This is a genomic window from Luteibacter sp. 22Crub2.1 (assembly GCF_900167995.1).
Lineage (GTDB): Bacteria > Pseudomonadota > Gammaproteobacteria > Xanthomonadales > Rhodanobacteraceae > Luteibacter > Luteibacter mycovicinus.
Genome location: NZ_FUYT01000005.1, coordinates 150920 through 175175, shown reverse-complemented (window position 1 = coordinate 175175; position 24256 = coordinate 150920). Strand labels below are relative to the sequence as shown.

The 24256-nt window shown below is 63.5% G+C and carries 29 protein-coding genes, 2 tRNA genes and 1 pseudogene; 19 read left to right on the top strand and 13 right to left on the bottom strand.

Annotation, left to right across the window (positions count from 1 at the left end):
- The first annotated feature begins 5 nt into the window (after positions 1 to 5).
- The 3 genes from B5X73_RS06625 to fabV all read left to right on the top strand — a co-directional run bounded on the left by B5X73_RS06625 (position 6) and on the right by fabV (position 3431).
- Positions 6 to 82 (top strand) — tRNA-Asp (locus B5X73_RS06625).
- 86 nt (positions 83 to 168) lie between these two features.
- Positions 169 to 2079 (top strand): SurA N-terminal domain-containing protein, encoded by a 1911-nt coding sequence (locus B5X73_RS06620; RefSeq protein WP_079521028.1) that lies wholly within the window; start codon positions 169 to 171, stop codon positions 2077 to 2079.
- 146 nt (positions 2080 to 2225) lie between these two features.
- Positions 2226 to 3431, top strand: a complete 1206-nt coding sequence (fabV, locus tag B5X73_RS06615; RefSeq protein WP_036112063.1) for an enoyl-ACP reductase FabV — start codon at positions 2226 to 2228, stop codon at positions 3429 to 3431.
- Positions 3432 to 3479: 48 nt separating this feature from the next.
- Here the strand turns inward: fabV and B5X73_RS06610 are convergent, their stop codons facing one another.
- Both B5X73_RS06610 and gloB read right to left on the bottom strand, forming a co-directional pair.
- Positions 3480 to 4766: a transglycosylase SLT domain-containing protein gene (locus B5X73_RS06610; RefSeq protein ID WP_079521027.1), complete on the bottom strand. Its 1287-nt coding sequence runs from the start codon at positions 4764 to 4766 to the stop codon at positions 3480 to 3482.
- Between the two features lie 2 nt (positions 4767 to 4768).
- Positions 4769 to 5530: a hydroxyacylglutathione hydrolase gene (gene gloB, locus B5X73_RS06605; protein WP_079521026.1), complete on the bottom strand. Its 762-nt coding sequence runs from the start codon at positions 5528 to 5530 to the stop codon at positions 4769 to 4771.
- 141 nt (positions 5531 to 5671) lie between these two features.
- On the opposite strand from gloB, the gene B5X73_RS06600 reads away from it, so the two are divergent.
- From B5X73_RS06600 to dnaQ, 3 genes are read left to right on the top strand one after another with little or no spacing between them, the layout of a single operon-like run.
- The gene (locus tag B5X73_RS06600) at positions 5672 to 6364 is read left to right on the top strand and encodes a methyltransferase domain-containing protein (protein ID WP_036112069.1); all 693 of its coding nucleotides are present in this window, start codon (positions 5672 to 5674) and stop codon (positions 6362 to 6364) included.
- Positions 6365 to 6390: 26 nt separating this feature from the next.
- Complete coding sequence (gene rnhA / locus B5X73_RS06595) at positions 6391 to 6840, top strand: ribonuclease HI (RefSeq protein WP_139382693.1); 450 nt, start codon at positions 6391 to 6393, stop codon at positions 6838 to 6840.
- Positions 6837 to 7559 (top strand): DNA polymerase III subunit epsilon, encoded by a 723-nt coding sequence (gene dnaQ / locus B5X73_RS06590; protein ID WP_036112072.1) that lies wholly within the window; start codon positions 6837 to 6839, stop codon positions 7557 to 7559. Before rnhA ends, dnaQ begins: the two co-directional genes overlap by 4 nt.
- 84 nt (positions 7560 to 7643) lie before the next feature.
- Here the strand turns inward: dnaQ and B5X73_RS06585 are convergent, their stop codons facing one another.
- Positions 7644 to 8351 carry a PP2C family protein-serine/threonine phosphatase gene (locus B5X73_RS06585; RefSeq protein ID WP_079521024.1) on the bottom strand — a complete coding sequence of 236 codons (708 nt, stop codon included), beginning with the start codon at positions 8349 to 8351 and terminating at the stop codon, positions 7644 to 7646.
- Between the two features lie 146 nt (positions 8352 to 8497).
- Here B5X73_RS06585 and B5X73_RS06580 point away from each other — a divergent pair.
- The 4 genes from B5X73_RS06580 (at position 8498) to B5X73_RS06565 (ending at position 11348) form a co-directional block, all read left to right on the top strand.
- A tRNA-Ser gene (locus tag B5X73_RS06580) sits at positions 8498 to 8587 on the top strand.
- A gap of 84 nt (positions 8588 to 8671) precedes the next feature.
- Positions 8672 to 9634 carry a DUF6538 domain-containing protein gene (locus B5X73_RS06575; RefSeq protein WP_139382681.1) on the top strand — a complete coding sequence of 321 codons (963 nt, stop codon included), beginning with the start codon at positions 8672 to 8674 and terminating at the stop codon, positions 9632 to 9634.
- 452 nt (positions 9635 to 10086) lie between these two features.
- Complete coding sequence (locus tag B5X73_RS06570; protein ID WP_079521022.1) at positions 10087 to 11004, top strand: RHS repeat-associated core domain-containing protein; 918 nt, start codon at positions 10087 to 10089, stop codon at positions 11002 to 11004.
- Entirely contained in the window at positions 11001 to 11348 is a 348-nt protein-coding gene (locus B5X73_RS06565; RefSeq protein WP_079521021.1) for a hypothetical protein, read from the top strand. Before B5X73_RS06570 ends, B5X73_RS06565 begins: the two co-directional genes overlap by 4 nt.
- Before the next feature lie 301 nt (positions 11349 to 11649).
- On the opposite strand, the pseudogene B5X73_RS20575 reads toward B5X73_RS06565, so the two are convergent.
- Positions 11650 to 11724 (bottom strand): annotated as a pseudogene (locus B5X73_RS20575) (transposase); the annotation flags it as partial.
- A 29-nt stretch (positions 11725 to 11753) separates the two neighbouring features.
- Complete coding sequence (locus B5X73_RS06560; protein ID WP_079521020.1) at positions 11754 to 12077, bottom strand: hypothetical protein; 324 nt, start codon at positions 12075 to 12077, stop codon at positions 11754 to 11756.
- A 133-nt stretch (positions 12078 to 12210) separates the two neighbouring features.
- On the opposite strand from B5X73_RS06560, the gene B5X73_RS06555 reads away from it, so the two are divergent.
- The 5 genes from B5X73_RS06555 to imm40 all read left to right on the top strand — a co-directional run bounded on the left by B5X73_RS06555 (position 12211) and on the right by imm40 (position 14143).
- Positions 12211 to 12765 (top strand): hypothetical protein, encoded by a 555-nt coding sequence (locus tag B5X73_RS06555; RefSeq protein ID WP_139382680.1) that lies wholly within the window; start codon positions 12211 to 12213, stop codon positions 12763 to 12765.
- A gap of 1 nt (position 12766) precedes the next feature.
- Positions 12767 to 13234, top strand: coding sequence for a hypothetical protein (locus tag B5X73_RS06550; protein ID WP_139382679.1), 468 nt, complete (start codon positions 12767 to 12769; stop codon positions 13232 to 13234).
- Between the two features lie 24 nt (positions 13235 to 13258).
- Positions 13259 to 13402, top strand: coding sequence for a hypothetical protein (locus tag B5X73_RS06545; RefSeq protein WP_254857246.1), 144 nt, complete (start codon positions 13259 to 13261; stop codon positions 13400 to 13402).
- A 41-nt stretch (positions 13403 to 13443) separates the two neighbouring features.
- Positions 13444 to 13716, top strand: a complete 273-nt coding sequence (locus tag B5X73_RS06540) for a hypothetical protein (protein WP_051943459.1) — start codon at positions 13444 to 13446, stop codon at positions 13714 to 13716.
- Between the two features lie 133 nt (positions 13717 to 13849).
- Complete coding sequence (gene imm40 / locus B5X73_RS06535; RefSeq protein WP_176167750.1) at positions 13850 to 14143, top strand: Imm40 family immunity protein; 294 nt, start codon at positions 13850 to 13852, stop codon at positions 14141 to 14143.
- Positions 14144 to 14219: 76 nt separating this feature from the next.
- Here the strand turns inward: imm40 and B5X73_RS06530 are convergent, their stop codons facing one another.
- Genes B5X73_RS06530 through B5X73_RS06520 form a run of 3 tightly spaced genes read right to left on the bottom strand, consistent with a single transcriptional unit; the run spans position 14220 to position 17114 of the window.
- Complete coding sequence (locus tag B5X73_RS06530; protein WP_254857245.1) at positions 14220 to 14849, bottom strand: TetR/AcrR family transcriptional regulator; 630 nt, start codon at positions 14847 to 14849, stop codon at positions 14220 to 14222.
- Positions 14846 to 16384, bottom strand: a complete 1539-nt coding sequence (locus tag B5X73_RS06525) for an FAD-dependent oxidoreductase (protein ID WP_079521016.1) — start codon at positions 16382 to 16384, stop codon at positions 14846 to 14848. Before B5X73_RS06525 ends, B5X73_RS06530 begins: the two co-directional genes overlap by 4 nt.
- Before the next feature lie 58 nt (positions 16385 to 16442).
- Complete coding sequence (locus B5X73_RS06520) at positions 16443 to 17114, bottom strand: LAPAL motif-containing putative phage structural protein (RefSeq protein ID WP_079521015.1); 672 nt, start codon at positions 17112 to 17114, stop codon at positions 16443 to 16445.
- Positions 17115 to 17305: 191 nt separating this feature from the next.
- On the opposite strand from B5X73_RS06520, the gene B5X73_RS06515 reads away from it, so the two are divergent.
- From B5X73_RS06515 to B5X73_RS06505, 3 genes are all read left to right on the top strand, one after another.
- Positions 17306 to 17554: a hypothetical protein gene (locus tag B5X73_RS06515; RefSeq protein WP_139382678.1), complete on the top strand. Its 249-nt coding sequence runs from the start codon at positions 17306 to 17308 to the stop codon at positions 17552 to 17554.
- Positions 17555 to 17627: 73 nt separating this feature from the next.
- The gene (locus B5X73_RS06510; protein ID WP_079521124.1) at positions 17628 to 17807 is read left to right on the top strand and encodes a DUF3606 domain-containing protein; all 180 of its coding nucleotides are present in this window, start codon (positions 17628 to 17630) and stop codon (positions 17805 to 17807) included.
- On the top strand, positions 17804 to 18019 hold the full coding sequence (locus B5X73_RS06505) for a hypothetical protein (RefSeq protein ID WP_036112102.1): 216 nt from the start codon (positions 17804 to 17806) through the stop codon (positions 18017 to 18019). The genes B5X73_RS06510 and B5X73_RS06505 overlap by 4 nt, the downstream gene beginning before the upstream one ends.
- A 129-nt stretch (positions 18020 to 18148) precedes the next feature.
- Here the strand turns inward: B5X73_RS06505 and B5X73_RS06500 are convergent, their stop codons facing one another.
- Together B5X73_RS06500 and B5X73_RS06495 are read right to left on the bottom strand one after the other, a co-directional pair.
- Entirely contained in the window at positions 18149 to 19024 is an 876-nt protein-coding gene (locus B5X73_RS06500) for a hypothetical protein (RefSeq protein ID WP_139382677.1), read from the bottom strand.
- A gap of 136 nt (positions 19025 to 19160) precedes the next feature.
- Complete coding sequence (locus B5X73_RS06495) at positions 19161 to 19403, bottom strand: hypothetical protein (RefSeq protein WP_036112106.1); 243 nt, start codon at positions 19401 to 19403, stop codon at positions 19161 to 19163.
- A gap of 158 nt (positions 19404 to 19561) precedes the next feature.
- Between B5X73_RS06495 and B5X73_RS06490 the strand changes: the two genes are divergently transcribed.
- A complete protein-coding gene (locus B5X73_RS06490; RefSeq protein ID WP_052191327.1) occupies positions 19562 to 20269 on the top strand; it encodes a methyltransferase domain-containing protein in 708 nt (235 codons plus the stop codon).
- Here B5X73_RS06490 and B5X73_RS06485 read toward each other — a convergent pair.
- The 3 genes from B5X73_RS06485 to B5X73_RS06475 are packed head-to-tail and all read right to left on the bottom strand — an operon-like array spanning position 20254 to position 24154.
- A complete protein-coding gene (locus B5X73_RS06485; RefSeq protein WP_079521013.1) occupies positions 20254 to 21774 on the bottom strand; it encodes an OprO/OprP family phosphate-selective porin in 1521 nt (506 codons plus the stop codon). The genes B5X73_RS06490 and B5X73_RS06485 overlap by 16 nt on opposite strands.
- A gap of 26 nt (positions 21775 to 21800) precedes the next feature.
- Positions 21801 to 22829: an alpha/beta hydrolase gene (locus tag B5X73_RS06480; protein ID WP_079521012.1), complete on the bottom strand. Its 1029-nt coding sequence runs from the start codon at positions 22827 to 22829 to the stop codon at positions 21801 to 21803.
- Positions 22826 to 24154, bottom strand: a complete 1329-nt coding sequence (locus B5X73_RS06475; RefSeq protein WP_079521011.1) for a dicarboxylate/amino acid:cation symporter — start codon at positions 24152 to 24154, stop codon at positions 22826 to 22828. The genes B5X73_RS06480 and B5X73_RS06475 overlap by 4 nt, the downstream gene beginning before the upstream one ends.
- Positions 24155 to 24256 lie beyond the last annotated feature (102 nt).

Genomic DNA, 24256 nt, shown 5'->3' with positions numbered 1-24256 from the left:
GAAGTGGAGTGGTAGTTCAGTCGGTTAGAATGCTGGCCTGTCACGCCGGAGGTCGCGGGTTCGAGTCCCGTCCACTCCGCCATTGTCCGCAAAGGCGCCCGCGTGGCGCCTTTGCTTTATCTATCCGCCGGTGAGGACTTTTCCGGCGTAAACCTTGCGAGTCGCATCATGCTGCAAGCCCTGCGTAACAAGATCCATGGCTGGCCCGCCGCCATCGTCCTCGGTGTCTGCGTCTTCGCCGTCGCGTTCTTCGGTATCGAGTCGTACTTCGTCTCGCGCGTCGATACGTACGTCGCGAAGGTCGGTGACCACGAGATCTCGCAGCAGGAGTGGCAGGACCGCCTCAATGGTCTTCGCCAGCAGGCCGCACAGGATCCGAACTCGCCGTTCACCGCAGCGGATCTCGAGAAGCCCGAGCTCAAGCAGAAGGTGCTCGACGGCATGATCAGTCAGGCGCTGCTGCAGCAGGCCAACACCGATCTCGGTCTGACCGTCTCCGACGCCGCCGTGCGCACCACCATCGCCACCGATCCCGGCTTTCAGGTCAACGGGCAGTTCAGTCCCGAAGCCTATCGCGCGATCCTCTCCATGCAGGGCATGAGCCCCGCCATGTACGAGACCAAGGTCCGTACGTCGCTCGCCACGCAGATGATCCCGGAAGCGATTTCGGCAACCACGATCGTCAGCGAAGCCGACGTCGACAACTTCTTCCGTCTGCACGGCCAGCAGCGCGATCTGCGCTACGCCGTGCTGCCGCGTCCGTCCCTGACCGACGCCACCGTCGCGGATGCGGACATCGACGCGTTCTACAAGTCGCACATCGCCGACTACACCACGCCCGAGCAGGTCTCGGTGCAGTACATCGAAGTGAAGCAGGCCGACCTCAAGATCGGCGAGCCGACCGACGAGCAGCTTCACGAGCAGTACGACAAGAACAAGCAGCGTTACGCGCAGCCGGAGCAGCGCGAAGCGTCGCACATTCTCATCGACGTTCCGAAGAACGCCACGCCCGAGCAGCAGAAGGCCGCGCTCGACAAGGCGAAAAAGATCGCCGCCGAAGCCACCCCGGAAAACTTCGCCAGGCTTGCCGCAGAGAACTCGGACGATCTGGGCTCGAAGCGCACCGGTGGCGATCTGGGCTGGCTGGAAAAGGGCGTCGCCAACGCGGCGTTCGATACCGCCCTGTTCGGCCTGAAGAAGGGCGAGATCACCAAAGAGCCGATTCTCTCGCCGGAAGAGGGCTATCACATCATCTGGGTGCGCGATGCGCGCGAGGGTGATGCCAAGCCGTTCGCCGAGGTTCGCGGGCAGCTGGCCGGCGACTGGGCCAAGAGCGAAGGCGAGCGCCTCTACAACGAGCGCGCCGGTAAGCTGGCCGATCTGGCTGAGCGCAACCCGGGTTCGCTCGAGCCCGCCGCGAAGGAACTCGGCGTCGAGATCAAGACGACCCCGATGTTCGGTCGCCAGGGTGGTGAAGGCGTCGCCGCGGACCCGAAGTTCGTCACGGCCGCCTTCGGCGACGACGTGGTGAACCAGGGCAACAACTCCTCGCTGGTACAGGTGCAGCAGGGCGATGCGGTCGTCATGCATCTGGACAAGCATGCGGCAGCGGCGCCCAGGGCGCTGGCCGAAGTGACCGATGCGGTGCGTCAGCGCATCCTCGACGAGCGCGTCGATGCCGCCGCGAAGAAGCAGGCCGATGACCTCGCCGCGCAGCTGAGCAAGGGTGGCGATGTCGCCAGCCTCGTGAAGGCACCGGTGCAGACCCTGACCGGGCTGGAGCGCAGCAAGCTCGCGACGATCAAGGACGCGCCGCCGGCCGTCCTGCAGCAGGCGTTTTCGCTGCCGCATCCGGTCGATGGCAAGAGCGCCTGGAGCAGCGTGGCGACCGGTAACGGTACCTACGCGCTCGTGGCGGTCGACAAGGTCACCGATGGCGACCCGTCCAAGGTCGAGAAGGCACAGCGCGTCGCGCTGCGCGGTCAGATGATGGACGCGATGGCTCAGGCCGCCACGATCGAATACATCGACGCCCTGAAGGCGAAGGGCGAGATCAAGGTCGCCGCCGACCGGATGTAACGCTTACGGCTATCCCAAGGAAGGCCTCTCTCCGGAGAGGCCTTTTTTTTGTTTCTCGCCGACCGGGCTGGCTGCCGTCCATGCGGAAGCGCATGGTGGGCCGCCCGATTTACAATGGGCGCCTTATCGCGTCAAAGGGACAACCCGTGATCATTCAACCCAAGGTTCGTGGCTTCATCTGCACTACCGCCCACCCGGTCGGCTGTGCAAAGAATGTGGAAGAGCAAATCGCCATCACCAGGGCCAGCGGCGCGTTCGCCGACGGCCCGAAGCGTGTGCTGGTCATCGGTGCTTCCACCGGTTATGGCCTGGCCTCGCGGATCACCGCGGCCTTCGGTCATGGCGCCGCCACGCTGGGTGTGTTTTTCGAAAAGCCGTCGAGCGACACCAAGACCGGCACCGCCGGCTGGTACAACTCGGCCGCGTTCGACAAGCTCGCCGCCGATGCAGGCCTTTACAGCCGCTCGGTCAACGGTGACGCCTTCGCTGACGAAACCCGCGCGAAGGTCATCGAGCTGATCCGGGCCGAGATGGGCGGCACCGTCGACCTCGTCGTCTATTCGCTCGCGTCGCCCGTGCGCAAGCTGCCGAAGACCGGTGAAGTGGTGCGCTCCGCGTTGAAGACCATCGGCGAGACGTTCACCGCCTCGTCCGTGGATACGAATAAGGACGCCGTGATCCAGGCATCCGTCGAGCCCGCCACCGAGCAGGAGATCAAGGACACGGTCACCGTCATGGGTGGCGAGGACTGGGCGCTCTGGATCGATGCACTGAGCGAAGCCGGCGTGCTCGCCGACAACGCCACCACGGTGGCATACAGCTATGTGGGCACCGAGATCACCTGGCCGATCTACTGGCACGGCACGCTGGGTCAGGCCAAGCAGCATCTCGATCGCACGGCGAAGGAGCTCGGCACGCGCTATGCGTCGAAGGGGCTGCGCTCGTACGTCGGTGTGATGAAGTCGGTGGTAACGCAGGCGAGCTCGGCGATTCCGGTGATTCCGCTCTACGTGTCGATGGTCTTCAAGATCATGAAGGCGAAGGGCATTCACGAAGGCACGATCGAACAGATCAACCGTCTGTTTCACGACCGTCTGTACCGCGCGGATGGTCAGGCGGCGGAGACGGATGCCGAGGGTCGTCTGCGTCTGGACGACTGGGAACTGCGCGATGACGTGCAGACCGAGTGCAAGGCGCTCTGGCCGAACGTCACGACCGAGAATCTGCGTGAGGTGACCGACTATGCCGGTTACAAGCACGACTTCATCAAGCTGTTCGGCTTCGAGGTGAAGGGTGTCGATTACGACGCCGAGACCCATCCGGACGTGCAGTGGGATGTCGTGCAGCTTTGAGGTCTGGCCGGGACCTCGGGCGTGTCCGAGGTCCCCTCTCCGTCCGGCTTATTTGGAAGCCGTAAGCCGCAACACCTGGCCCGGCTTCACGGCCTGCGTCTGCAGCCCGTTCCACTTCATCAGCTGGTCGACGCTCACCTGATGACGGCGCGCGATCGTCCAGAGCGACTCGCCGTTATCCACTTTGTGGATCACGACATCGTTCTTTGCGGATGCATCGGACGGTGCCTTCGTCTTCGTGTTCTTCGAAGCCTTCGCCGTAGCCGTTTTCGACACCTTCGCCGCCGCCTTGCCCTTGCGCGAGCTCTTCGCCGGCACATCCGCCGCAGCCACGTCCGCGTCATCCGCTGTCGGGTCCGGCACATCGGCCACCGGATCCACCGGGCCTAGCTTGTACTGATCCGCCGCCGATTTCGGCAGCAGCAGCGACGACGACACCGTAGCCTTCGTCGTGCGGAACGCCGGATTGAAGTCGCGCAGATCGCCCATCGACAGCCCGGACTGCTTCGCCGCCTGCGCGAGGGATTGCGGGTTCGATACCTGGACGACCTGCAAGCTGTCCTGGTTGTCCTGCCTGGGCAACTGCACGTTGAAGCGCGCCGGGTCACGCACGATGCACGCGATCGCCATCAGCTTGACCAGATGCTCGCGCGTGTTCGCCTTCATCGGGACGTCGGGGATACCGTCGTCATCGCTCGGGCCGCCGTGCTTGTCGATGGTCCTCTTCAGACCGAACTCGCCGGCGTTGTAAGCGACATCCACGAGACGCCAGTCGCCCAGGTCGTCGTAGTAGCGGCGCATCATCGACATCACCGACTCGGTGGACTTGGTGATGTCCAGTCGCTCGTCGTAATTCTTGTCCACGCGCAGGCCCAGCGTATGCGCCGTCTGCGGCATGATCTGCCACATGCCAGCCGGGCGGTTCTTCGCGCCGGGCACGTGGCGATACTGGCTCTCGACCCAGGGCAGCAGCGCGAACTCGCCGGCCACGCTGTGTTGCATCGCCGACTTGTGCGCGTATACGATCAGCGGCAGCACTTCGTTGACCTGCTGCTCGAAGCGGTTGGGCATTTTCGTATACGTGCGAGCCCAGGCCATCACCTGCGGGTCCGCTTCACAGCCGGGCATGGCGAAGCTGTCGCGCATGCTGCCCCAGAAGTCCGCGGGCGGGGCGGGGCGCATCAGCTTCGGCGACATCGTCACGTCGTTCACCGGCGCCGTCTGCGGTGCCGCCGCCAGTGGCGTGGTCGGCACACGCGGCGTCATGGTCGATGCGCATGCCGTGAGGAACAAGGGCATGAGCGAAGGTAACAGGCGCCGGCGTAGGGAATTCATGCTCAGAAGCTGTCCTTGGCACGTCTCAGAGCGGCGAACCGCTCTATCCGTGTGGCGTGGGCCCCACCTTGCGCTTCGGACCAGCGGGCGACGGCCTCGCTGTCCACGCGCAGGAAGGGATTGGTGGCGTACTCGTCGGCGAGGCGGCTCGGCACACTCGGCCGGCCTTCCTCGCGCAGGCGCGCTACCTCGTCACGACGGCGGCGCAAGGGTGTGTTGTCCGGTTCCACCGTGAGGGCGAAACGAATATTGGACGCGGTGTACTCATGCGCGCAGCAGACCAGGGTCTCCGGCGGCAGATCGGCGAACTTGTCCAGCGACGCGAGCATCTGTTCCGGCGTGCCTTCGAACAGTCGGCCGCAGCCGACGCTGAAGAGGGTGTCGCCACAGAACAGAAAGCCCTCACCGAAATACGCCACGTGCGAGCTGGTGTGTCCCGGCACGGCGATGACCTTGAAGGTCGCCTTCGGCGCATCCAGAGTGATGGTGTCGCCGTCTTCCACGAAGTGGTTCTTCGGCTGGATGCGAGGATCCGCCGTGGCGTACACGTCCACGTCGTGATTGCGCACGAGGTCCGATACGCCGCCGATGTGATCGTTATGGTGGTGGGTCAGCAGGATGGCCGTCAGCGTCCAGCCTCGCTCTTTCAGCGCGGCTTCGACGGGGGCGGCTTCACCGGGATCCACGACGAAGGCATTGCCCTCGTCATCGGCGACCAGCCAGATGTAGTTGTCGCTCAGAGCCGCGACGGGAACCCAATGCATCGGGCGAACTCCCAGAAAATGGCCGCCCGGGCGATGGACTGTCGGGCGGGGAGGCCGGAATATATCAGCCGGGTATTTCCCGCTCGTTAGCCATTTGTTAACCGGTGCGAGCCTCGAACAACCCCACTACACTCGATACCCATGGCTCCATTCGCCCCCGACATCTACGCGACGCCGCAGGTCCGCAAGCTGCTGGCCGACGAAGCGCGCGTGCTGGCGCCCCTGCTGGCGCGCTGCACGGGCGACCACGGGCTGCACCTGACGACCTCGGCGAAGGCCGAGCCGCCCGCGATCCCCCTGCTGGGCCACTGGGCGACCGTGCGGGTCGCCGGGGCGGAACTGGGTGGGGACATCCGCGCGAGCGGCCTGGAGGCCCTCCCGTTCGCCGACGAGGCATTCGGGGTGGTGCTGCTGCGCCATGCCCTCGAGACCACCGCCCGGCAGGACAACCTGCTCGACGAAGCGATCCGCGTCCTCGCCCCGGGCGGCATGCTGGCGATCACCGGCATCCATCCGCTGGGACTGTGGTCGCCATGGGTGGCCCGGCAGAGCCGCGGCCCGAGGCCGCGCCTCACCTGGCCGTGGTGGTGGAGCCAGCGTCTGGTACGCGACGAGTTCGAGCTGTCGATGCCACGCCGCCTCGGCAGCGCCTGGCCACGTGCTGGCGGCGCCCCCGCGCACGGCTCGTTCGTCGGCGGCGGATATTTCCTGGTGGCGCGCAAAAAGCGGCCGTCGGCTGTACCCTTGCGCCCCCGCATGGCGGCGGTGCCCGCACCGATGCCTGGCACGCTCGCCTCCGGCGCGCGTCGCAACGCCCGTGAATCCATAAGCTGAGTTCCATGACCGATACCGTGACCGACATCGATAGAGTTGAAGCCTTCACCGATGGCGCCTGCCTGGGTAATCCCGGCCCGGGTGGCTGGGCCGCGCTGCTGCGCGCCAAGGGCATCGAGAAGATGCTTTCCGGCGGCGAGCGCGACACCACCAACAACCGCATGGAAATGATGGGCGCGATCGCCGCGTTCGAGGCGCTGACCCGTCGCTGCAACGTGCACCTCATGACGGACTCCAAGTACGTCATGCAGGGCGTACAGGAGTGGGTGCCGAAGTGGCGCCGCAACGGCTGGAAAACCGCCGACAAGAAGCCGGTGAAAAACCAGGATCTGTGGATTCGTCTGGACGCCGCCGCCGCCGCGCACGACGTCACCTGGGAATGGGTGAAGGGGCATAACGGCCATGTGGAAAACGAGCGCGTCGACGTCGCCGCCCGCGATCAGGCCATTCTCTACAAGGAAGGGAAGTTCGCATGAGGCAGGTCGTTCTCGATACGGAAACCACCGGCCTCGAAGCCCACCTCGGTCACCGCCTGGTGGAAATCGGTGCGGTCGAGATGATCGGCCGCCGCCCGACCGGTCGCAACTTCCATACGTATCTCAACCCTGAGCGGAAGATCGACGAAGAGGCGAGCAAGGTCACGGGCATCAAGGACGAAGACCTCGTCGACCAGCCGCTCTTCCGCGACAAGGTGGACGAGTTTTTGGAATTCATCCGCGGCGCGGAACTGATCATCCACAACGCGGTGTTCGACGTCGGCTTTATCGACGCGGAGCTGAAGCGCCTCGGGCCGAATTACGGCAGCACCACCGACTACGCCAGCGTGCTCGATACGCTGACCATGGCGCGCACCATGTACCCGGGCCAGCGCAACAGCCTCGATGCGCTGTGTAAGCGCCTCGGCGTCGACAACTCGCGCCGCGATGTCCACGGCGGCCTGCTCGATGCCCAGCTGCTCGCCGACGTCTACGTCGCGATGACCTCCGGCCAGGTCGTGCTCGACCTCGCCTTCGATGCCTCCGCCGATCACGGCCGCACCAACGTCCTCGGCGACATCGTGATCACCCGCCGCCCGGTCGTCCGCCGCGCCACCGCCGAAGAACTCGAGCTGCACACCAGCCGCCTCGACGCCCTCGACAAAGCCGCCGGCGGCCAAAGCGTCTGGCGCAAACTAGAGTCCGAAACGATCCACTAAACAGTCAAGCCACGTCAGGCGCACCCAGTAGGAGCGCGCCCCGCGCGCGACAAACCCGCCCCCTCAGCGCCCAAGGTGCGAGCTCTACCCAGCAGCCCGCAACAAAATAGCCGTCACATTATCCCGCCCCGTCCCACCGAGCGCCTCGAGAATCAGGTGATCCACCGCCTCCTGAGCCGCGATATCCGTCCGCCCGACGATCTCTCCGATCCGCGCGTCGACGACTTCGTCAGTCAGGCCGTCGGTACACAGCAGCAACCGCGCCCCCGACGAAAGCTCGCCGCGAGCCAGTCCGATATGCAACTGCTCCGGCGCCGTGATTCCCAGCGCCTGCGTCAGCACGCTGCGCTGAGGATGCGTCCGCGCCTGCGCCTCGGTCAGCTCGCCCGCCTCGACCAGCGCTTCGACGATGGAATGGTCATGCGAGAGGCGCTCCAGCGAGCCGTGCTGCCAGCGATAGATCCGGCTGTCGCCGACCCAGGCAGCCTCATAGGACCGCCCGACGATCCTGATCGCGGCGATGGTCGTCCCCATCGGCCGCGACTCCGACAGCCCGCTGGAGCGGGCGATCAGCGCCTCATTCACCCGCTGGATCGCGTCAACCAGCGACTGTCCGGCCGTCACCTGAGCGACCACGCCATCGCGCGCCGTGGCCGACGCCACCTCGCCATGCTGATGACCGCCCATGCCATCCACGACCAGGAACAACCCCAGGCCGGCATCGGCGTAATAGGTGTCCTCGTTGCGCGTGCGGCGCAGTCCCGTGTGGGTGCCGTGTCCAAACTCGATCATGTGGGCCTTGGGAAAGCGGAGGAGGGGGCCTTGGGGGCCCGGGTTTCTCAGGCAGGATGCCGTATGAAAAGGCTGTTGTCACGGCGGGGAAGAGCCACTATCATTGCGGGCCCGGCAGAGCGAAAGCCCTGCCGTCGACCGTTCACGGAGAGGTGGCAGAGTGGTCGAATGTACCTGACTCGAAATCAGGCGTACGTGTAAGCGTACCGAGGGTTCGAATCCCTCCCTCTCCGCCACTTGATACAAGTCGTTGAACGCCCGGTGATCTTAGATCGCTGGGCGTTTTTCGTTTTGGGGCTTCCGGGTAGGTCAACACGCATATGCGTCTACCCCATCATCTGCTTCGGCACAAATCCGGCATGTGGTATTTCCGGATCATCGTCCCGCGTGATCTCGTGGGCACGCTTGGCAAGAAGGTCATCAAGCGCAGCCTGGGCACCCGTGAGCCAGGCCTCGCCAAAGCGTATGCGTATGCCCTCGGCGCGCAGTATGCTCGGACCATCGTCGAGGCCAGGGAAGCGCTGCGTATGGGGAACAGTTTCGATCCAACCCGGATTTCGAAGTTCGAGATCGATCACCATTTCGAGGGTGGCTACTCGGTTCGAACCGATGGCACCGACCGTGATAACGCCGCGGCCATCCGCGCGTTGGAACTCCTGACGGCAGCCCGGCCGTTGTCGCCGAAGGAGAAGAAGCCCCCGTTTGACGGCCCCACGCTCTACCAGTCCGTGGAGATCTATAGGAAGACCGATGCGATCGGCATGAAGCCTGACACTTGGCAGCAGCGAGACCGGGCTTTTAGGTCGTTCCTGTCAGCCATTGCGCCGACCGTTCGCATCGCACAAATCAGCCGATCCACCGCAGCACGGTGGGCCGCCGAACTCCAACAGTCGGGCCTCTCGCGGCGCACGGTGGCGATGATGGTGTCCCATGTGTCTCAACTTTTTGAAGCGCAAATCCGTGCCGGTCACATCGAGCGCGGACAAAATCCCGTCAAAGGCCTGGTGATCTTCAAAAAGTCGGATAAGAAGGCAGCCCGCGATGAGGGCCACGGTTGGGAGCCGTTTGCGCCTGCCCAACTTCGCCTGATTTTCGACCCTGCCAACCTCAAACGGACTCGGACCGAGCACATGCGATGGGGAGGCCGACCATCAAAAACGTCAACCGCATCCGCTGGCGTTTGTTGCCGGAAACGCGTGATGGACGTCACGTTTCGAGCCTCCGCAAGCACTTACGCAGTTTCCTACGCCGACTTGACTCCTTTTGCTGCTGTGGGAGGGTGACGTAGATGAGCCAGCCCCGAGCCACCGCTATCGCGCTTCAAAATGATCATTTTTTGACCAGCAAACGAGACCGGGAGAGTATGTAGGGTCTATATGTGTTCCTACATAAAATCCACTAAGACCCTGTCACTCCTGCCATATTTTTCCCGGACACCCTTTCCAACTTCCCGGATACTGTCTCGGCACATGGCGGCCTGTCGCTCGTAAGGCGGTGCCCCTCAGCGTCACCTCCGCCCATCTCTGTGTCCCGCCCAAGTCTGGTGCATGTCGTCCCGTCGGTTCGAATCCGTCCGCTCGGGCAAGCCTCAGACGGGCTACCGAGGCCATTCGCCTGGTCTTGCTCGAACCGATCACGTTTCCCTATCATCGGGCCCAGGGGTGCTCCGGGGTGGGCACTGGGGGCACGGCGCACGCGGTCGTGCACAGCATCGCTTCGCAAGGAGACAGCGGTCATGACGACCCGTCGAGCGCGTCCGTGGGCATCGCTGGTGCTGGCATTGGGCATGGGCCCTGTGGCGGCTGACGAAACGGTGACTTATTACTACACCAGTCCGCAAGGATCGGTGCTCGCCACGGCCGATGCGTCTGGGCATCTTCTGAACACCGTGGACTATCGCCCGTATGGCGGCCAAGCCTTGGGCTCGCCCGCCGATGGCCCCGGTTACGCCGGCCATGTCCAGGATGTGGATACGGCCCTGGTGTATATGCAGGCCCGGTATTACGACCCTCAGACCGGACGCTTTTTGAGCGTGGACCCCGCACCGGGCAAGGCGGCCGACCTGTTCGTTTTCAACCGATATGCGTATGGCAACAACAATCCCGTGCGCAACATTGACCCGGATGGGCGCGCGACCTTTGCCATCGGCGGCACGCTGAATGCTTCGGCCCTGGCCGGGGGCACCGTGACCGGCCAACTGACCTTCAGTGCGACGTCTTGGAGCCCGAGCACCTGGCGTGTCGGCGGCTATGGCTCCGCCGGCGGCGTGGCCAGCACGGATGTGGGCACCGGTGGCGGCTTGGTGCTGAGTTACTCGCCCGCGGACTCGGCGGAAGAAATGGCAGCAGCCAGCAGCAATGGGGCGGCCGGAGGGGCCGTCAATCTTTTTGGCGCCTCGTTGGGTTACGAACGAAGCCTGTGCACGGATTGTAAGGCGGTCCAGTCGGTGACGTTCGGGACCCGCCTGACCGTGGCCCCTGTCGAAATCCATACCTCGGTGACGCAGTCGGGGGGCATGACTTGGCTGGGCTCCAACCCGGTCCAGCCGACGGTCACGGTCGGTCCGGCGACCACCGCGCCGCCGCCGCTGCCGCTGCCACCGAATCCGCGGCCGAACGACCCCAGGCCCAACCAACGGGAATCCCTGCAGTGAGTGCCAGCGAAGTGGGTTTTTTCTTAGGCATCGCGCCTGGCGTGGGCTATGCGCTGTGGAACCTTGCGCGGGGGCAGCAAGCCTTTCGGGCGGCGCAACGCACCGCCCAGGCGCGCGGTGAATGGCTGGACCTAGCCGCGACTCCCTCGCTGCGGTTTGATTTTGTGTTCCGACCCCAGCGCCTCATTCGCCCTGGCGATGGCGAGGGTGTTCGGCAAGCCAAGGCGCAACTCTTGGCAATGCGAAAACCCTTCCTCCGTCGCCATGCGCTCGGCGCGCTGTTGGCCGTTGTGGGCGCCTTTGCGGGCATGGCGCTCGCGCTCGGCCTGGCACCCGGTTCCTGAATCTCAGTAGATTGGTTCTGATTCGACAGCCGCTCCAGGCCTGACGCGGAACGTTGAGGCTATTAGGGCCCACGTCGCTGGACGGCGCCGTCGCCCCGATGGTCGCGTTAGGTCAGCGTCGGCACATGTCGAAGGACCTCCGCCGCTACCGCTTTTGCCTGAGGCTCAGTCAACCCGCCTGCCAGCGTGCTGGAGTAGCCGTCGTGATCCAGATCGACTCGGTAAGCCAACCTGGCAACCTTCGCTGCCGCATGTGCAGCCCCAAAGGAACCTGCGGCTCCGATCGTGGAGTTCGTGACCATGCCTCCATCCCGCCGTACTTGGACTTCCACACGTAATACGTCGCTTTCGAAATGCCGAGCTCGCGGCAGTGACCTCGATGCGAGTGCTGTCGAGTTTTATGCGTTACTTCGCCAGCGCCTTGGTATCCACCAGAACATACTGGCCCTTGTCACCCCAGCGCGGTGACTTTGTATCCAGCTTCACGCAAGGGCGACCGCCACACGAGGTCATGTTGACCTGCGCGAAAGCGGCAGCGGTGTCGGCACTGACGTTTGCCGCCGCGGTGCGCGCCCGAGCGTCCTCGTAAGCCTGCTTTTCCATCCAGAGCACAACGCCGCCGCCGCCGACCGCCAACAGCATGGCTCCCATGATGGCGAAGTAGCCCAGCGTGATTTGCCGAGAAAGAGAAGCTCTGGCCTTGGCCAGTCCCTGGTCCAGCGCGCCCATAGCCGAGTTCACCTTGGTAACAGCGGCCGTGCTGGTTTGATGCAGCCGGGTCGCACACGACGCGAAGCAGGCCACTCCGGAGAAGGTCTACGAGCAGCTGGATGGCGCGCTCAAGGAAGGGCGACCGGTTCTTTTGAGCACCAACTACATGAAGACGGTGCCCAACGACGGCTTGATCCAAGGGGACCATGGCGTGGGCCATGTCTACATGGTCGAAGGGGTCAGCAAGGACGCCCAGGGCAATGTGGCCATGTCCTTGCGCAACCCTTGGGGCCACAATCACGCGCCCGGTATGGGCATTGATTCCCTCTCCCCCACCGTTCAAGTAGACCTGAAGACGGTGCTGGACAACGGTCACCTGGATGACCTGGAAATCGGCCCCAAGGCTCGGCAGCGCACGCAGGACCATGCCCAGGGGCAGCCTGCTCATGCCGACCCGAAGCAAGCCCCGCCGCAGGCCAGCACCGGGGACGTGGCCATGGATCGGCTTCTGGCCAGCATGAACGATCCGGCGGCGATGGGGCAGGCGCTGACCGCGTTGGCCCAGTCGCCCGACGGCCAGGCGTTCCACGCCCAGGGCCAGGCGCAGTTCCAGGCTATCGAGGCGCAGCAAGCTCAAGTGGCCCAGCAAGCGCAGGCGGCCCAGCAACAGGCGCCGGTTCAGACCGGCCCGGTCATGGTGCGCTGATATGACCGTTATCTTCCGATTCGTTGTTTTTGCCCTACTGTGTGTGGGCGCTTCTATTTCCGCAAAGGATGCCCCGATGTCTCTGGACCAACTGCCTACCAGCGAGCTGTTCAATCCGCGCCAACCCATCGCGGCGGATTGTTTTCCAGAGCAACAGGCCGACCTGGTGCGCCGGGTTGCCGCACAGGTAAACGAGTTGGACGGCTACCACATCGTGGATCAGCGTATGTTCGTGTTCACCGGCGTAAGTCCCGCCATCGGGCCGCAGTGGGTAGTGGTCCATGCCGAGCTGGGAAACCAGCTCGTTGATCGGCTCCACGCAAAAGAGATTTCACGAGTCACCCGGGTGACCGGTCCGGCCGCCATGTCGGTGTGGTCATTGCCGGATGGAGCTGTGATTGCGATTGCGCAGTCGCAAGATCTACCCGATGGCAATGCGTTGGTGGGTTACTTCAGCTTGGCCAAGTGAATCCGCGACCGACCTAAGGATGCGTTGTATGAGGTCGAGCAGGCGACCGTGCCTCTGGCGCTGTGGAACCTGGACACCCTGGTCCGCACCCTCGTTGAGCACTACGAAGCCACGGACAGTGAGACGAAGCGGATGGTGCCGCTCAAACGGATGTACTGGCCCGCCTAAGAATCTATTCCCGAAAGTCATAAAGCCAACGGAGCAACGGAATGAAGCCGCGTGATCTAAAGACCATCCATGATCTGATTGTTACCGACTACAAAATCACCCGGATTAGCGCGGCTGTGTATCGCCATGAGTTTCACCCTGAAACGACTTCCACCCTTTACGAGTTCGAAGCCAATAAAACTCCGCTCCTCAATGAGGGTGAGCGTTATAACATTGGGTTCACCACCGATAGATCTGGAAAAAACATCGTAGACACTTCCGCGATAGCGGCAACTAGCCTGACAAAGTGCGGCTGTCAGCTACGCGGCGGCTAAGGCGTTTTCCGCGGGTATCGCGGACTCTAATCGCGCGAAGAATGACGATCGCGTGTCCCACAAGGGTGTTGGGTAACCCGCAATGAGTCTTCCATCACCGTTTCTTAATTGGGTTAGGGATCGCGGCGTTTCCATGATGGACGCGTTCGGCACGGAGGACGTCGCTCTCGATGCCGAGGACGCCATCGAAGCAGCGCAGTTGCTCGCCGACACCGGGGTAGCGGTCCTGGGCGGAGATGTATTCTTTCGGACGGCGCAAGGCTTCGAGCTGGCCTACGCCAACTGGTGCAGCAATCCAAGACCCGGCGAGAATGCGGCCGCCTACGCGGCTCGGTCCATCCGGGAAACCTGTGACTACATCCGAGACTTTCCGATACGTCCCGACCGGACAGCGATCTTCGCTCTAGTCGTTTCCGAGGTCTTTTAAGGCTGCCTTGGCTACGTTGATGAGGACGTCGACGGGCATGATCTCGCTGGGTTCGGATCCGATTCGGCCGACGGATTCACGTCCGCCTTTGACCCATACCGTGCCTCAGCAGGTCAGCGTGCTGAGCGGCGAGTGCGTTGAGATCGGGGGCTAAGGGACTGTCCGGAAACGTATCCCTGAACAGGACGCCCAGCAGCATCGGGCCCATGATGGAAAAGAGCATCAGCGCAGGATCTCCTTCCCGGATGCTTCCGGTCGACTGGCCCCGCTTGATGTTTGCCGTCAAAAACGCTGCGACCTTGCCGATGACCTCGTCATGCCAAACCGCCGCAAGGTCGGGAAACGTCCGGCCCTCGACCAGAACCATGCGCACGATACCGGGAACGCGCGGATCGCTCATCCTGTCGGCGACCTGCGAGAGGATCATTGGCAGGACGGTGGTGACGTCGTTGTCCGCGCTACTTGACGCGTTTTCGATGGTGCTGAGGTGCTCCGTCACGAGATGCCGGGCGACCGCCCGGAAGACATCCGCTTTCGTTTCGAAATATCGGTAAATCGTCCCTTTCACCACGCCGGCTCGTCTGGCTATGTCGGCCAGCTTTGCATTGGCGTAACCCTTGGCCACGAACTCATCAATAGCGGCTTCGATGATTTCCTGTGGGCGGGCGTCTTTGCGCCGGCTCCATTTAGGTTCCTGTTCTGTCACAAATCCTGCCTGTCGGTTACTCCCGGACGATAACAACGCGAAGCGAAGTAGGAGTCCAGCGTTTCGACCGAGCCGGTGGGGTCGGCGAGGGCAACCCATGTGTCGGGACGGAGCAGATAGAGCGCGTCCTGCCGGAGACCCGCTTTTTCATACGCGGATGTCCAGGTGAATTCCCGTAGCACGACCCCGCGCTCGCCACACCATGCTTTGAGGCCTTCCTTCGCGGTGCCGTACACGTGCACCTGCCATCCCATCCTGGCCAAAGATTCGAAATTATCGCGTCCATCGATGCTGACCCAGGGGAGGCGCTCGCCGGCGTCGACGTCTCCTGCCGTCCCCTCGCTTAGTGTGCTGTCTTTGTAGGTCAGGGCCGTCTGCGACACCATCCTGAACAGGAGTTCGCGTGCAGGGCCGACCTTGTACACAGCACTGGCAATCGACGGCACGCCGTAGCTGCGCATGATGTCGGCAAGCCCTCCATCCGCCGTGATCAGGCTGAAGACTCGGTCGGTGGTCTTGACCAGCTCGCGTGCAAAGGCCTGCCGTTCGTCGGCATACGTGTCGAGCAGCGCGTCCGGCGCCCGGCCGTGGATGACCTCGGCGAGTTTCCAGGCGAGGTTGATGGCATCGAGAATTCCGGTATTCATGCCCTGTCCACCCGCCGGGCTATGGACGTGACCCGCGTCGCCCATCAGAAAAACCCGGCCTTCGCGGAAACGGTCGGCAACACGGTGATGTACACGGTAATGGGAAAACCAGTTGACCTTCTCGACCTTGATACCGACGCTCGCGATGGCCTCTTGCCCGACATCTTCGAAGGTCAGGCTTTCCGGGTGCTGTGCGCGCTCGTCCTGAACGGTTCCGATGAGCCGCGCCTTCCCGTCATCGCTGTAGGAGAGCACCGCAACGAAGTCCGATCCGTTGAGCGCGATATGCGCCTCGCCCATGTGTTCGAGGCCTGACAGCTCGACGTCGGCAACATAGAAGACCTGCCGGTACGTGCCCCCCTCGAAACCTATGCCGAGCTGTTTGCGGACGGTGGAGCTTGCCCCGTCGCAGGCTGACAGATACATGGCCGATGCCGTTTCCTCCGTCCCGTCTGCGTTACGAAGACGCGCTTCGACGTGGTCTCCCTTGTCCTGAAAGTCGACCAGCTCAGTCTCCCGTTCGACGTTCACGCCGAGGGAGGCGAGCTTGGCCACCAGCGTCTCTTCGTGGAGGTCCTGGGGATAGACGAGGATGTAGGGGTAGGGGGACAGACCGCTGCCGATGTCTTGCAATGCAACCCGGGCGCGACGCTTTCCGCGCGCCCAGATATTCATGGCCCGGTTCTGGAAACCCGCGGCAACCACTTCGTCGCTGAGATCCAGCTGCCGGTAGAGCTCCAGTGTCCTGGCCTGCACGGCCATGGCCCGGGACGTGGTCCCTGGCCCGGCCGTTCGGTCGATGATTCGGACCTTCACACCCTGGGCCGTCAGCCAGAGTGCATGCGCTAGGCCAGTGGGGCCTGCACCAACGATAAGAACGTCCGACATGGCACATCTCGACCGAGTTAATGACTTTCAGGTCATTTTGGCAGGAATGGAGGTGGCGTCAAGCCCAGAGCCGGGCAGACCGCCGAGCTCTGCTGCCGGGCGCGTGTCGAAGATTCTCAGCGACAGGCGAAACGAAGGATGGAAGGTCGCCCGCGTCCACGGTGATATTTACCGACGACCCCTGGCCGAGCGCGACAACGTCGATGCCCGATGTTTCGAGCGGGGCGAGTACCCGCTCCATGGCTTTTCGCACGCCGACATCTCTCAACAGATCCACGGTCGCGCCCTCGGTGTCGTAGAAATCGTTCCCAACATAGATGCGAGCCCGCGGGCGGTCCCCGCCCGCAGGATCGGTCAGTTCAACTCGAGTGATTGGCCTGGCTCGCAGCCATTTCAGCAATGGAATGAGCCCCGTCTTTCCGAGCACGCCCAGTGCGCCAAGAATCGCCGAAGCATTCGCGGTGGCGGTTGCCTCGGAGCCCGCGAAGATGTCGCGAACCGACTGCAGCCACTTGACGCCTGTTACGAAGTCGACGTTGAAGCTGCCCGTCTTGAACGAACCTTTGACGTTGACGTTCACCTTGGCCTTGTCGCCATAGAGAACCTTGGCCGAGGCATCCAGCAGGTCCGCCATGGCAAGAAGTGCCGGCGCGAGTTCGCGCGGATCCATCTCATGGTTTTCGAGAGCCGGGCCATCGTAAGTAACGCGAAACTCGGTCGTGTCGCTCATCGTACCTCCGTGTATTCCACCATCTGAAATGCCGGGGGATTGTATCTCCGCATCCGCTGGCGAGGGCGCCGGTACCGTCCTGGACGAAGCGAAAGGGGTGGAAACCTACCGAGAGTCGTGGGTGGCACCACACCCCTTCACACAATCGCCGTCCCAACAGAGCAGTATCACGTCTGAAGGGAGGGTCGCACATGCGAGGTATGGTTGCCTGGTACCACCATGAGCTTCGTGTAGCGCTCATCGAGCGAATCGCGGGGTTTACCGTGGGTACGCTGGAAGAAGGCCTCATCTCGCCGGGCGACGTCCTGTCAGGCGACCTTCGCACGTTTGGCTGCAGCCGTCTCAACAACGAAACAACCGGAAAATCCCTGCTTTTCGACGTCGAGGCCGAAGCGCTGACGGAAGAGGAAGCGACCGATCTTCTTGCCTTCATCCGCTGAGCTTTCGCGCCAGATCCACAAACGCTCGACGTTTCGTCTGCCACGTTTGGCCACCTTCAACGAGGCGCAGGGTATGAGCGATGACACCAGCAAACGCGGCCCCGGCGATGCGCAGCGTATTAATGTCCATGAGGATTACGAGGTCGAATACTGGACCCGGGTTCTCGGCGTACCGGAAGACAAGCTTCGGGAGACGGTGAAGCGCATCGGCGTCATGACGGACGATGTCCGGAAGGCATTAGGCAAGGCATGACGGAAGAAGTGCTGATCTACATCTCGCCGCCGTCCACGGCGCGAGGCCCATGGCGCGTCCGCTCGGATCATCGTCCGGTCGACGAGGTCCGCTCCGAGCGTGAAGCGATCGAGCTTGCCGGCAATTACGCGCGGATGGTCGAGCGCGCCGGCGGCACGGTAGTGGTCAAGGTCGAGCGCCAGGATGGCTGCTGGGAAACGTACAAGGCCTAGCCCTACAGCCAACCGCAAGTTGTTTTTTTAGGGTTTACCCGGTTTACCAGCGCGTTGCACTCGCACTGGATGCGATCGGCGCAAAGTCCGGACACTCTCCTGTGTCCGGCATGTTCGCTGCGATGGCGCTTACGGCTCGACCAGCGCCGTCGACCCATATGCCTCGCCGATAGCACGCTGAAACGCATCGATCTGACTGGACGACTCCGGCGACAGCCGCGTTTTGTCGTTGATCGCCATCGCCCCTCTGGAGAACGCCATGCTCAGCGTGAAATTTTCCTTCTGCAGGGCTTCCTGGTCTGACGCATCTTTGGCCTTCAGATACTTCGCGTAGTTTTCGCGCAGCGGTTCCGCCAGCTTCTCCAGAGCCGGATCGTCGATCGGCGGCAAAGTCGGGGAGAGGACGGTCAGCTTGTGAACGACAGGCGACGGATTCTTCGGGCGGTTCGCTTCGAAGTAGCCTTTCGCGTCCGCATTCTTCTCGAAGAAGGCGATGAAGTCTTTCGCACGGAAGACTTTGTTATGCACCGTGTTATTCAGGCCGTTGTCGTGCTCGGTCACACTGTCGGGAAGCTCTTCGTCCACGCCATACGTCCAGTCCTTGTCGATGAAGAGGGCATCCGACTGCTTCATGGTGCCTTCGAAGGGCACGCCATCGAGTACGATGGTGTCGAGCTTGCCCTGATACCCGGGCGACTTGGTATTCACCTTCTCGAAGCTCTGGCGATAAATCACATAGTCACCCAGCGTTGGGTTGATGATGCCGCCCCGCCCCCGATAGTACGAGATGAACCGGATGTCGCCGACGACGTCCCCTTTCATGGTGTGTTCTCCCGCGCTGAGCGACACGCTCTCGGCGTCATGCGCGGCGACCTCGTATGCCTTACCGTCGATGGTCAGCGAAAGCGGCTTATCCGTCGGGTTGTCGATGGAGTAGCTGGCGCTGCGGTCGCCGCAACCGGCGAGAAGGGCAACGAGGAGTAAGGGGATAAGTCTTTTTTTCACGGAGTTCACTATGGGGACGATCTTTCGATGGGCCGGCGAGGCTAACAAACGTCGCAGGATTTCGCGAGGTCGTCGATACGGTCGATCAGGCACGCTGGCTCAGTCAGCGGCACTAGATCGACGAGACGGATTCCGCTCACGCCTCTAGCGGATCGTCCTCATGCAGTTCGTCCATCCAGCCTTTTCGTCGGTGCAGCACCCACTCGACATGCTGGGAGAACAGCACATCGATGGTGCCGCCCTGGTGCATCGAGGCGAGACGGTGCTCGGTGACGTTGCCGAGGTGCTCGGCCTGTTCGGCATAGCCAACGATACCCTCGCGTTCGAGCTGGGCGAGGACGGCAGTCAGATTGGTGTGGCGGGCGTGCTGGACGGGCATGGTTGGTCGGCTCAGCGTGTTTGTTAGTGAATCGGCGTGGGTCGGCCAGGCTTTAGGGTGCAATTGTGAAAGAGGTGGCGCCGACGTTCCGCTACCCTGCGCACGGATTGCGGCATCGATCCCCTCACATCGCACCCATCCGCGCCCGGAACCCGCCCATGACATTGCAAGAAGACAAGGATTACGACAGCCAGTCCGTCTATTCCCCGTTGACCCTGGCCATTTACGACACGCTCGTCCTGCGTATCTCCAACCCCGCCGTGTGGCGCTGTCCGACCTCACGGATCCTCGGGATCTACGACAGTTACGTAAGTTCTAACCATCTGGATGTAGGTGTCGGCACGGGGTGGTACCTGGATCATTGCCGCTTCCCGGCCGCGCCGCGGCTGGCGCTGATGGACCTCAACCACAATGCCCTGCGCTCGGCGGCGAAGCGGGTGGAGCGCTACGCGCCCGAGAGCCACGTGGCCGACGTGTTGCAGCCGGTGCGACCGGTCGGCGAGCCGTTCGCGTCCATCGGCCTGACCTATCTGCTGCACTGCCTGCCGGGCAACATGCCCGGGAAGGCCCGTGTTTTCGACCACATGCTGCCGTTGCTCGCTCCGGGTGGCGTGATCTTCGGTGCGACCATCCTGGCGGAAGGTGTGGTGCGTAGCGGTGCGGCCGTGCGGCTGATGGCGTTCTATAACCGCAAGGGTATCTTCGGTAACGCGACGGACAGCCTGGATGATCTGCGGGCCGAACTCACGAAGCGTTTCGACAAGGTCGACATCACCGTCGTCGGCTGCGTGGCGCTGTTCGTAGCCTCGGCGCCGCGATCTTTCCGGCCCGTCCTGCAACAGGTGCCGGCTCAGAAGACGACCTGAGCCCGCACCGCCACCGAATTACCGGCGTCAGGCCCGGTAAAACTGCCCACCTGGTTATCCGTATTCCAGTGGACATAGTTGAGCATCAGCCGCGACCAGTCGTTGAGGTACCAGTTCACGCCGAGCGTATAGCTCTTGCCGATACCGCCGCGCGGTGCGTCCGCGTAGTCGTAATGGTCGACACGCCCGGCGAGCTCGAAGGCACCCCAGCCGCCCGACGTCACCGGGTTGTTCACCTTCACCGCTTTCCAGCTGCCCGAACGGCTGGAGAACCCTGGCGCTTCGCCGGTAATCATCCAGCCGGCGGCGAAACTGGACCCGTGCCGCGTGACCGAGTCGGCGGTGCTCGAATCGATGGTTCGCTTGCCGTACTCGGTCATCAGCCAGAAGTTGCGCAGTACCCCGCCCAGTTCGTAGCCCTTGCCACGATCCTGCGTGGGATTGGCGATGGAGCTGGCCGATACCGCGAGGTTGTCATTGTAGTCGAGCGCGATGGCCGGCGTGTTGTTGATGCTGGTGACGCCGTCGCTGATCTTCTCGTAGTAGTACCAGCCACCCACATGCAGGAAGCCGTTTTCGGTCTTCCACGGATTCCAGTGCGCGCGGGTGAGGTACGTGGTCGAGTCGGTGCGCGTGCCCGACGTGGAACTGTTCGGGGCGTTGCCGTTGATCGACAGGCTGTAATGCCAGTTGTTGCCGTACATCCGCATCTGTGCGCCCATGCCGAAGTAGCTGACGACGGGCTGGCCCACCGCGGTCGCGGCGTTGCGCAGCATGAAGGGCACGCGCGCCGATTCGGACGAGCCTTCGGTGCCGAGATCCTTGAGGAAGTTGCCGAGATAGAACTTCGTCGTGTTGCCGAACAGCTTCGCGGTGTACGTGAGGTAGGTCTGGCGCAGGGCGACGACGTTATCGGCGAAGTCCGCTTCGACGTGATAACCGAGTGCACCGATGGTGCCTTCGCCGCCGAGGCGCGCGCTGGTGATCTGCGCCCCGTTGATGTTGCGTGTGTCGTAATTCGATCCGCTGGTACGGGTGAAGTCGATCAGGAGGCGACCGTCGGGCTTGAAGGTGAAGAAGCCATCGTCGCTGCGGAACAGCGGGCCGGCTTCGCCGCCGAGGCCCCAGCGCGTGCTGCCACCGGAGGATTTCGTTGCGCCACCGCGCGCCATGGCGACGGCGATCTCGCTCTCGCGCGTATCGGCGATGGCCGCGTCGACCTGCGCCTGGCGGCGGTCGTCTTCGCTGGCAGGTGACTGCGTGTCGGTGGGCGCGACGGGAGTACGGGCATCGACACCGGCGGAAGCCACGGCGGGAGCACGCGTCTGGCCTTCCACCACGGCAAGGCGCTGCTTCAACGCATCGATCTGCGCGGCCTGCTGTTGGATCAGTTTCAACAAGTCGGCGTTGGTTACCCTGTCGGCGGCCATCGACGGCGCGGACATGCCGCTGGCAAAAAGCACGGCGGCGATCGCCGGATAGAGGCGGGACTGGCTTGTCTTCATGGCATGCGTCTCGTCGTCGGTGGCGATCAGTTGTCGTCCGGAATCGCATCGCTGGCCGCGGGCGCGGCATTCGACGGCGATGTGGCGGGCACGGCGAACGGGCCGGTGTCGACGGCGTTGAAGAAGCCTGCGCGACGTGCCCAGGCGGCGAACAAGCGAGGCCATTGCGCCGGCGCCGAGCCGGGATCGCCAAGACCCCACCCATGACCACCCTTGTCGAACACATGCATTTCGGCGTCGACATCGTTCTTGTGCAGGGCGTCGAACATCACCAGGCTGTTACCGATGTTGGCGATCGGGTCGTCGGCGGCCTGCGCGAGAAAGGTCGGCGGCGTGTCGTGCGTCACGTGGAGTTCGACCGAATAGGCCTGCACCGCATCGGACTGCGTGGACAGTTCGCGGCTGGACCGTGTGGTATCGAAGGGCTTCTGCAACGAGATCACCGGGTAGATCAGACCGGCGAAATCCGGTCGTGCCGACTGTTGGTCCGCCGCGTCGACGGCGGGATAGAACGCATCGGCAAAGCGCGTCTCGGCGATACCGGCAAGATTGCCACCCGCCGAGAACCCGATCACACCCACGCGCTTCGGATCGATGCCGAGCTCGCTGGCATGCGCACGTAAAACGCGGATCGCGCGCTGCGCATCCTGGAATGGCGCGACGGCCGGCCAGTGATCGGCGGGCAGGCGGTAATAAAGCACCACCGGCGTGACGCCCAGCGCCGCCAGCCATTTCGCCGTCGGGATCACTTCATGCCCGATCCCGATACGGAAATAGCCACCGCCGCCGATGAGGATCACCGCCGCGCCATTTGGGCGGGCGGGGCGATATACCTCGATACGCGGGCGGCTGACGTTGGAGACCGCGCCGACACCGGTACCGCTCTGGCCGATACGCTCCGGCCCCTTCGGACCGCTGCCGCCGCCCGGCGGAGTGCCGGGCCACAGATCGATGGAGGTGGGTTTACCGGCATCCGGCGCGGCCTGCGCGGCCACCTGGCCGGTGCACGCGAGACCGACGGCCGCGGCGAGTAGCGCGACGCGAAGCAAGCTCATGAGTGTTTCCCCTGTGAAGCGACGAGCGTGGGCGCGCGGTTCTCCGCGCGAGACGACAGAGCAGCGTCCAGAGCCTTGCGATCCAGCGCGCCTTCCCAGCGTGCGACGACCACGGTAGCCACGGCGTTGCCGATGAAATTGGTGAGCGAGCGGCACTCGCTCATGAACCGATCGACACCGAGGATCAGCGCCATGCCCGCAACCGGCAGCGAGGGCACCACGGACAGGGTCGCCGCGAGCGTGACGAATCCCGCACCGGTGACGCCCGCCGCGCCCTTCGAGCTGACCATCGCCACCAGCAGCAGGGCGACCTGTTCACCGAGCGTCAGCGGTGTGTTTGTCGCCTGCGCGATGAACAACGCGGCCAGGGTCATGTAGATGTTGGTGCCATCCAGATTGAACGAGTAACCGGTGGGCACGACCAGGCCGACGACGGACTTGTCGCAACCGGCACGTTCCATCTTCTCCATCAGCGAGGGAAGCGCGGCCTCCGACGACGAGGTGCCGAGTACCAGCAACAGCTCCGCCTTGAGATAGCGCAGCAGCCTGAAAATCGAGAACCCGGCCAGTCTGGCGACCGTGCCCAGCACCACCACGATGAACAGGATCGCCGTGCCATAGAACGTGGCGACCAGAAACAGCAGGTTCGACAGCGACTCGATGCCATAGCGCCCGATGGTGAACGCGATGGCGCCGAAGGCGCCGATGGGTGCGGCCTTCATCAGCAGATGCACCAGAGTGAACACCGGCGCGGTCAGCGACTCGAAGAAGGACACGACCGGCTTCGCGCGCTCGCCGGCCATCGTCAGCGAGATGCCGAACAGCACCGCGAACAGCAGCACCTGCAGGATATTGCCCGAGGTGAACGCGCCGACCACCGTGTCCGGAATGATGTCGAGCAGGAAGCCGGTCAGCGAGATATCGTGCGCCTTGGACGCATAGGTCGCGATTTCCTTCGTCGACAGGGTCGCGGGATCGATGTTCAGACCCGCACCCGGCTGCACCACGTTGGCCACGAGCAGGCCGACGATCAGCGCGAGGGTCGAGAAGACCAGAAAGTAGATCATCGCCTTCAGCACGACGCGGCCGACGGCGTTGAGGTGCGGCATGCCGGCGATGCCGGTGACCACGGTGAGGAAGATCACGGGCGCGATGATCATCTTCACCAGCTTGATGAAGGCATCGCCGAGGGGCTTCAGCGACTGGCCGAACGTCGGCCAGAAGTGGCCGAGCAGGGCGCCGAGTGCGATGGCCAGCAACACCTGGACGTAGGTCTGGCGATAGAAGGGGACAGGTACGACGGGCGAGGCGGAGCGCAGGGACATGGCACGACAACGGCAGCTGCCCTTTTGAGGGCGGGTGCCGTTTTGTACTCCCTGCGGCCGGAACGACCCATAGCACATTCCGGCTAGAGGTCCCGCGCCTGT

Coding starts and splice junctions, on each gene's coding strand:
- B5X73_RS06620 (WP_079521028.1), top strand. CDS start 169: ATGCTGCAAGCCCTGCGTAACAAGATCCATGGCTGGCCCGCCGCCATC.
- B5X73_RS06610 (WP_079521027.1), bottom strand. CDS start 4,766: ATGAATTCCCTACGCCGGCGCCTGTTACCTTCGCTCATGCCCTTGTTC.
- gloB (WP_079521026.1), bottom strand. CDS start 5,530: ATGCATTGGGTTCCCGTCGCGGCTCTGAGCGACAACTACATCTGGCTG.
- B5X73_RS06600 (WP_036112069.1), top strand. CDS start 5,672: ATGGCTCCATTCGCCCCCGACATCTACGCGACGCCGCAGGTCCGCAAG.
- dnaQ (WP_036112072.1), top strand. CDS start 6,837: ATGAGGCAGGTCGTTCTCGATACGGAAACCACCGGCCTCGAAGCCCAC.
- B5X73_RS06585 (WP_079521024.1), bottom strand. CDS start 8,351: ATGATCGAGTTTGGACACGGCACCCACACGGGACTGCGCCGCACGCGC.
- B5X73_RS06575 (WP_139382681.1), top strand. CDS start 8,672: ATGCGTCTACCCCATCATCTGCTTCGGCACAAATCCGGCATGTGGTAT.
- B5X73_RS06570 (WP_079521022.1), top strand. CDS start 10,087: ATGACGACCCGTCGAGCGCGTCCGTGGGCATCGCTGGTGCTGGCATTG.
- B5X73_RS06560 (WP_079521020.1), bottom strand. CDS start 12,077: ATGGGCGCGCTGGACCAGGGACTGGCCAAGGCCAGAGCTTCTCTTTCT.
- B5X73_RS06550 (WP_139382679.1), top strand. CDS start 12,767: ATGACCGTTATCTTCCGATTCGTTGTTTTTGCCCTACTGTGTGTGGGC.
- B5X73_RS06540 (WP_051943459.1), top strand. CDS start 13,444: ATGAAGCCGCGTGATCTAAAGACCATCCATGATCTGATTGTTACCGAC.
- imm40 (WP_176167750.1), top strand. CDS start 13,850: ATGATGGACGCGTTCGGCACGGAGGACGTCGCTCTCGATGCCGAGGAC.
- B5X73_RS06525 (WP_079521016.1), bottom strand. CDS start 16,384: ATGTCGGACGTTCTTATCGTTGGTGCAGGCCCCACTGGCCTAGCGCAT.
- B5X73_RS06520 (WP_079521015.1), bottom strand. CDS start 17,114: ATGAGCGACACGACCGAGTTTCGCGTTACTTACGATGGCCCGGCTCTC.
- B5X73_RS06515 (WP_139382678.1), top strand. CDS start 17,306: ATGCGAGGTATGGTTGCCTGGTACCACCATGAGCTTCGTGTAGCGCTC.
- B5X73_RS06510 (WP_079521124.1), top strand. CDS start 17,628: ATGAGCGATGACACCAGCAAACGCGGCCCCGGCGATGCGCAGCGTATT.
- B5X73_RS06505 (WP_036112102.1), top strand. CDS start 17,804: ATGACGGAAGAAGTGCTGATCTACATCTCGCCGCCGTCCACGGCGCGA.
- B5X73_RS06495 (WP_036112106.1), bottom strand. CDS start 19,403: ATGCCCGTCCAGCACGCCCGCCACACCAATCTGACTGCCGTCCTCGCC.
- B5X73_RS06490 (WP_052191327.1), top strand. CDS start 19,562: ATGACATTGCAAGAAGACAAGGATTACGACAGCCAGTCCGTCTATTCC.
- B5X73_RS06485 (WP_079521013.1), bottom strand. CDS start 21,774: ATGAAGACAAGCCAGTCCCGCCTCTATCCGGCGATCGCCGCCGTGCTT.
- B5X73_RS06480 (WP_079521012.1), bottom strand. CDS start 22,829: ATGAGCTTGCTTCGCGTCGCGCTACTCGCCGCGGCCGTCGGTCTCGCG.
- B5X73_RS06475 (WP_079521011.1), bottom strand. CDS start 24,154: ATGTCCCTGCGCTCCGCCTCGCCCGTCGTACCTGTCCCCTTCTATCGC.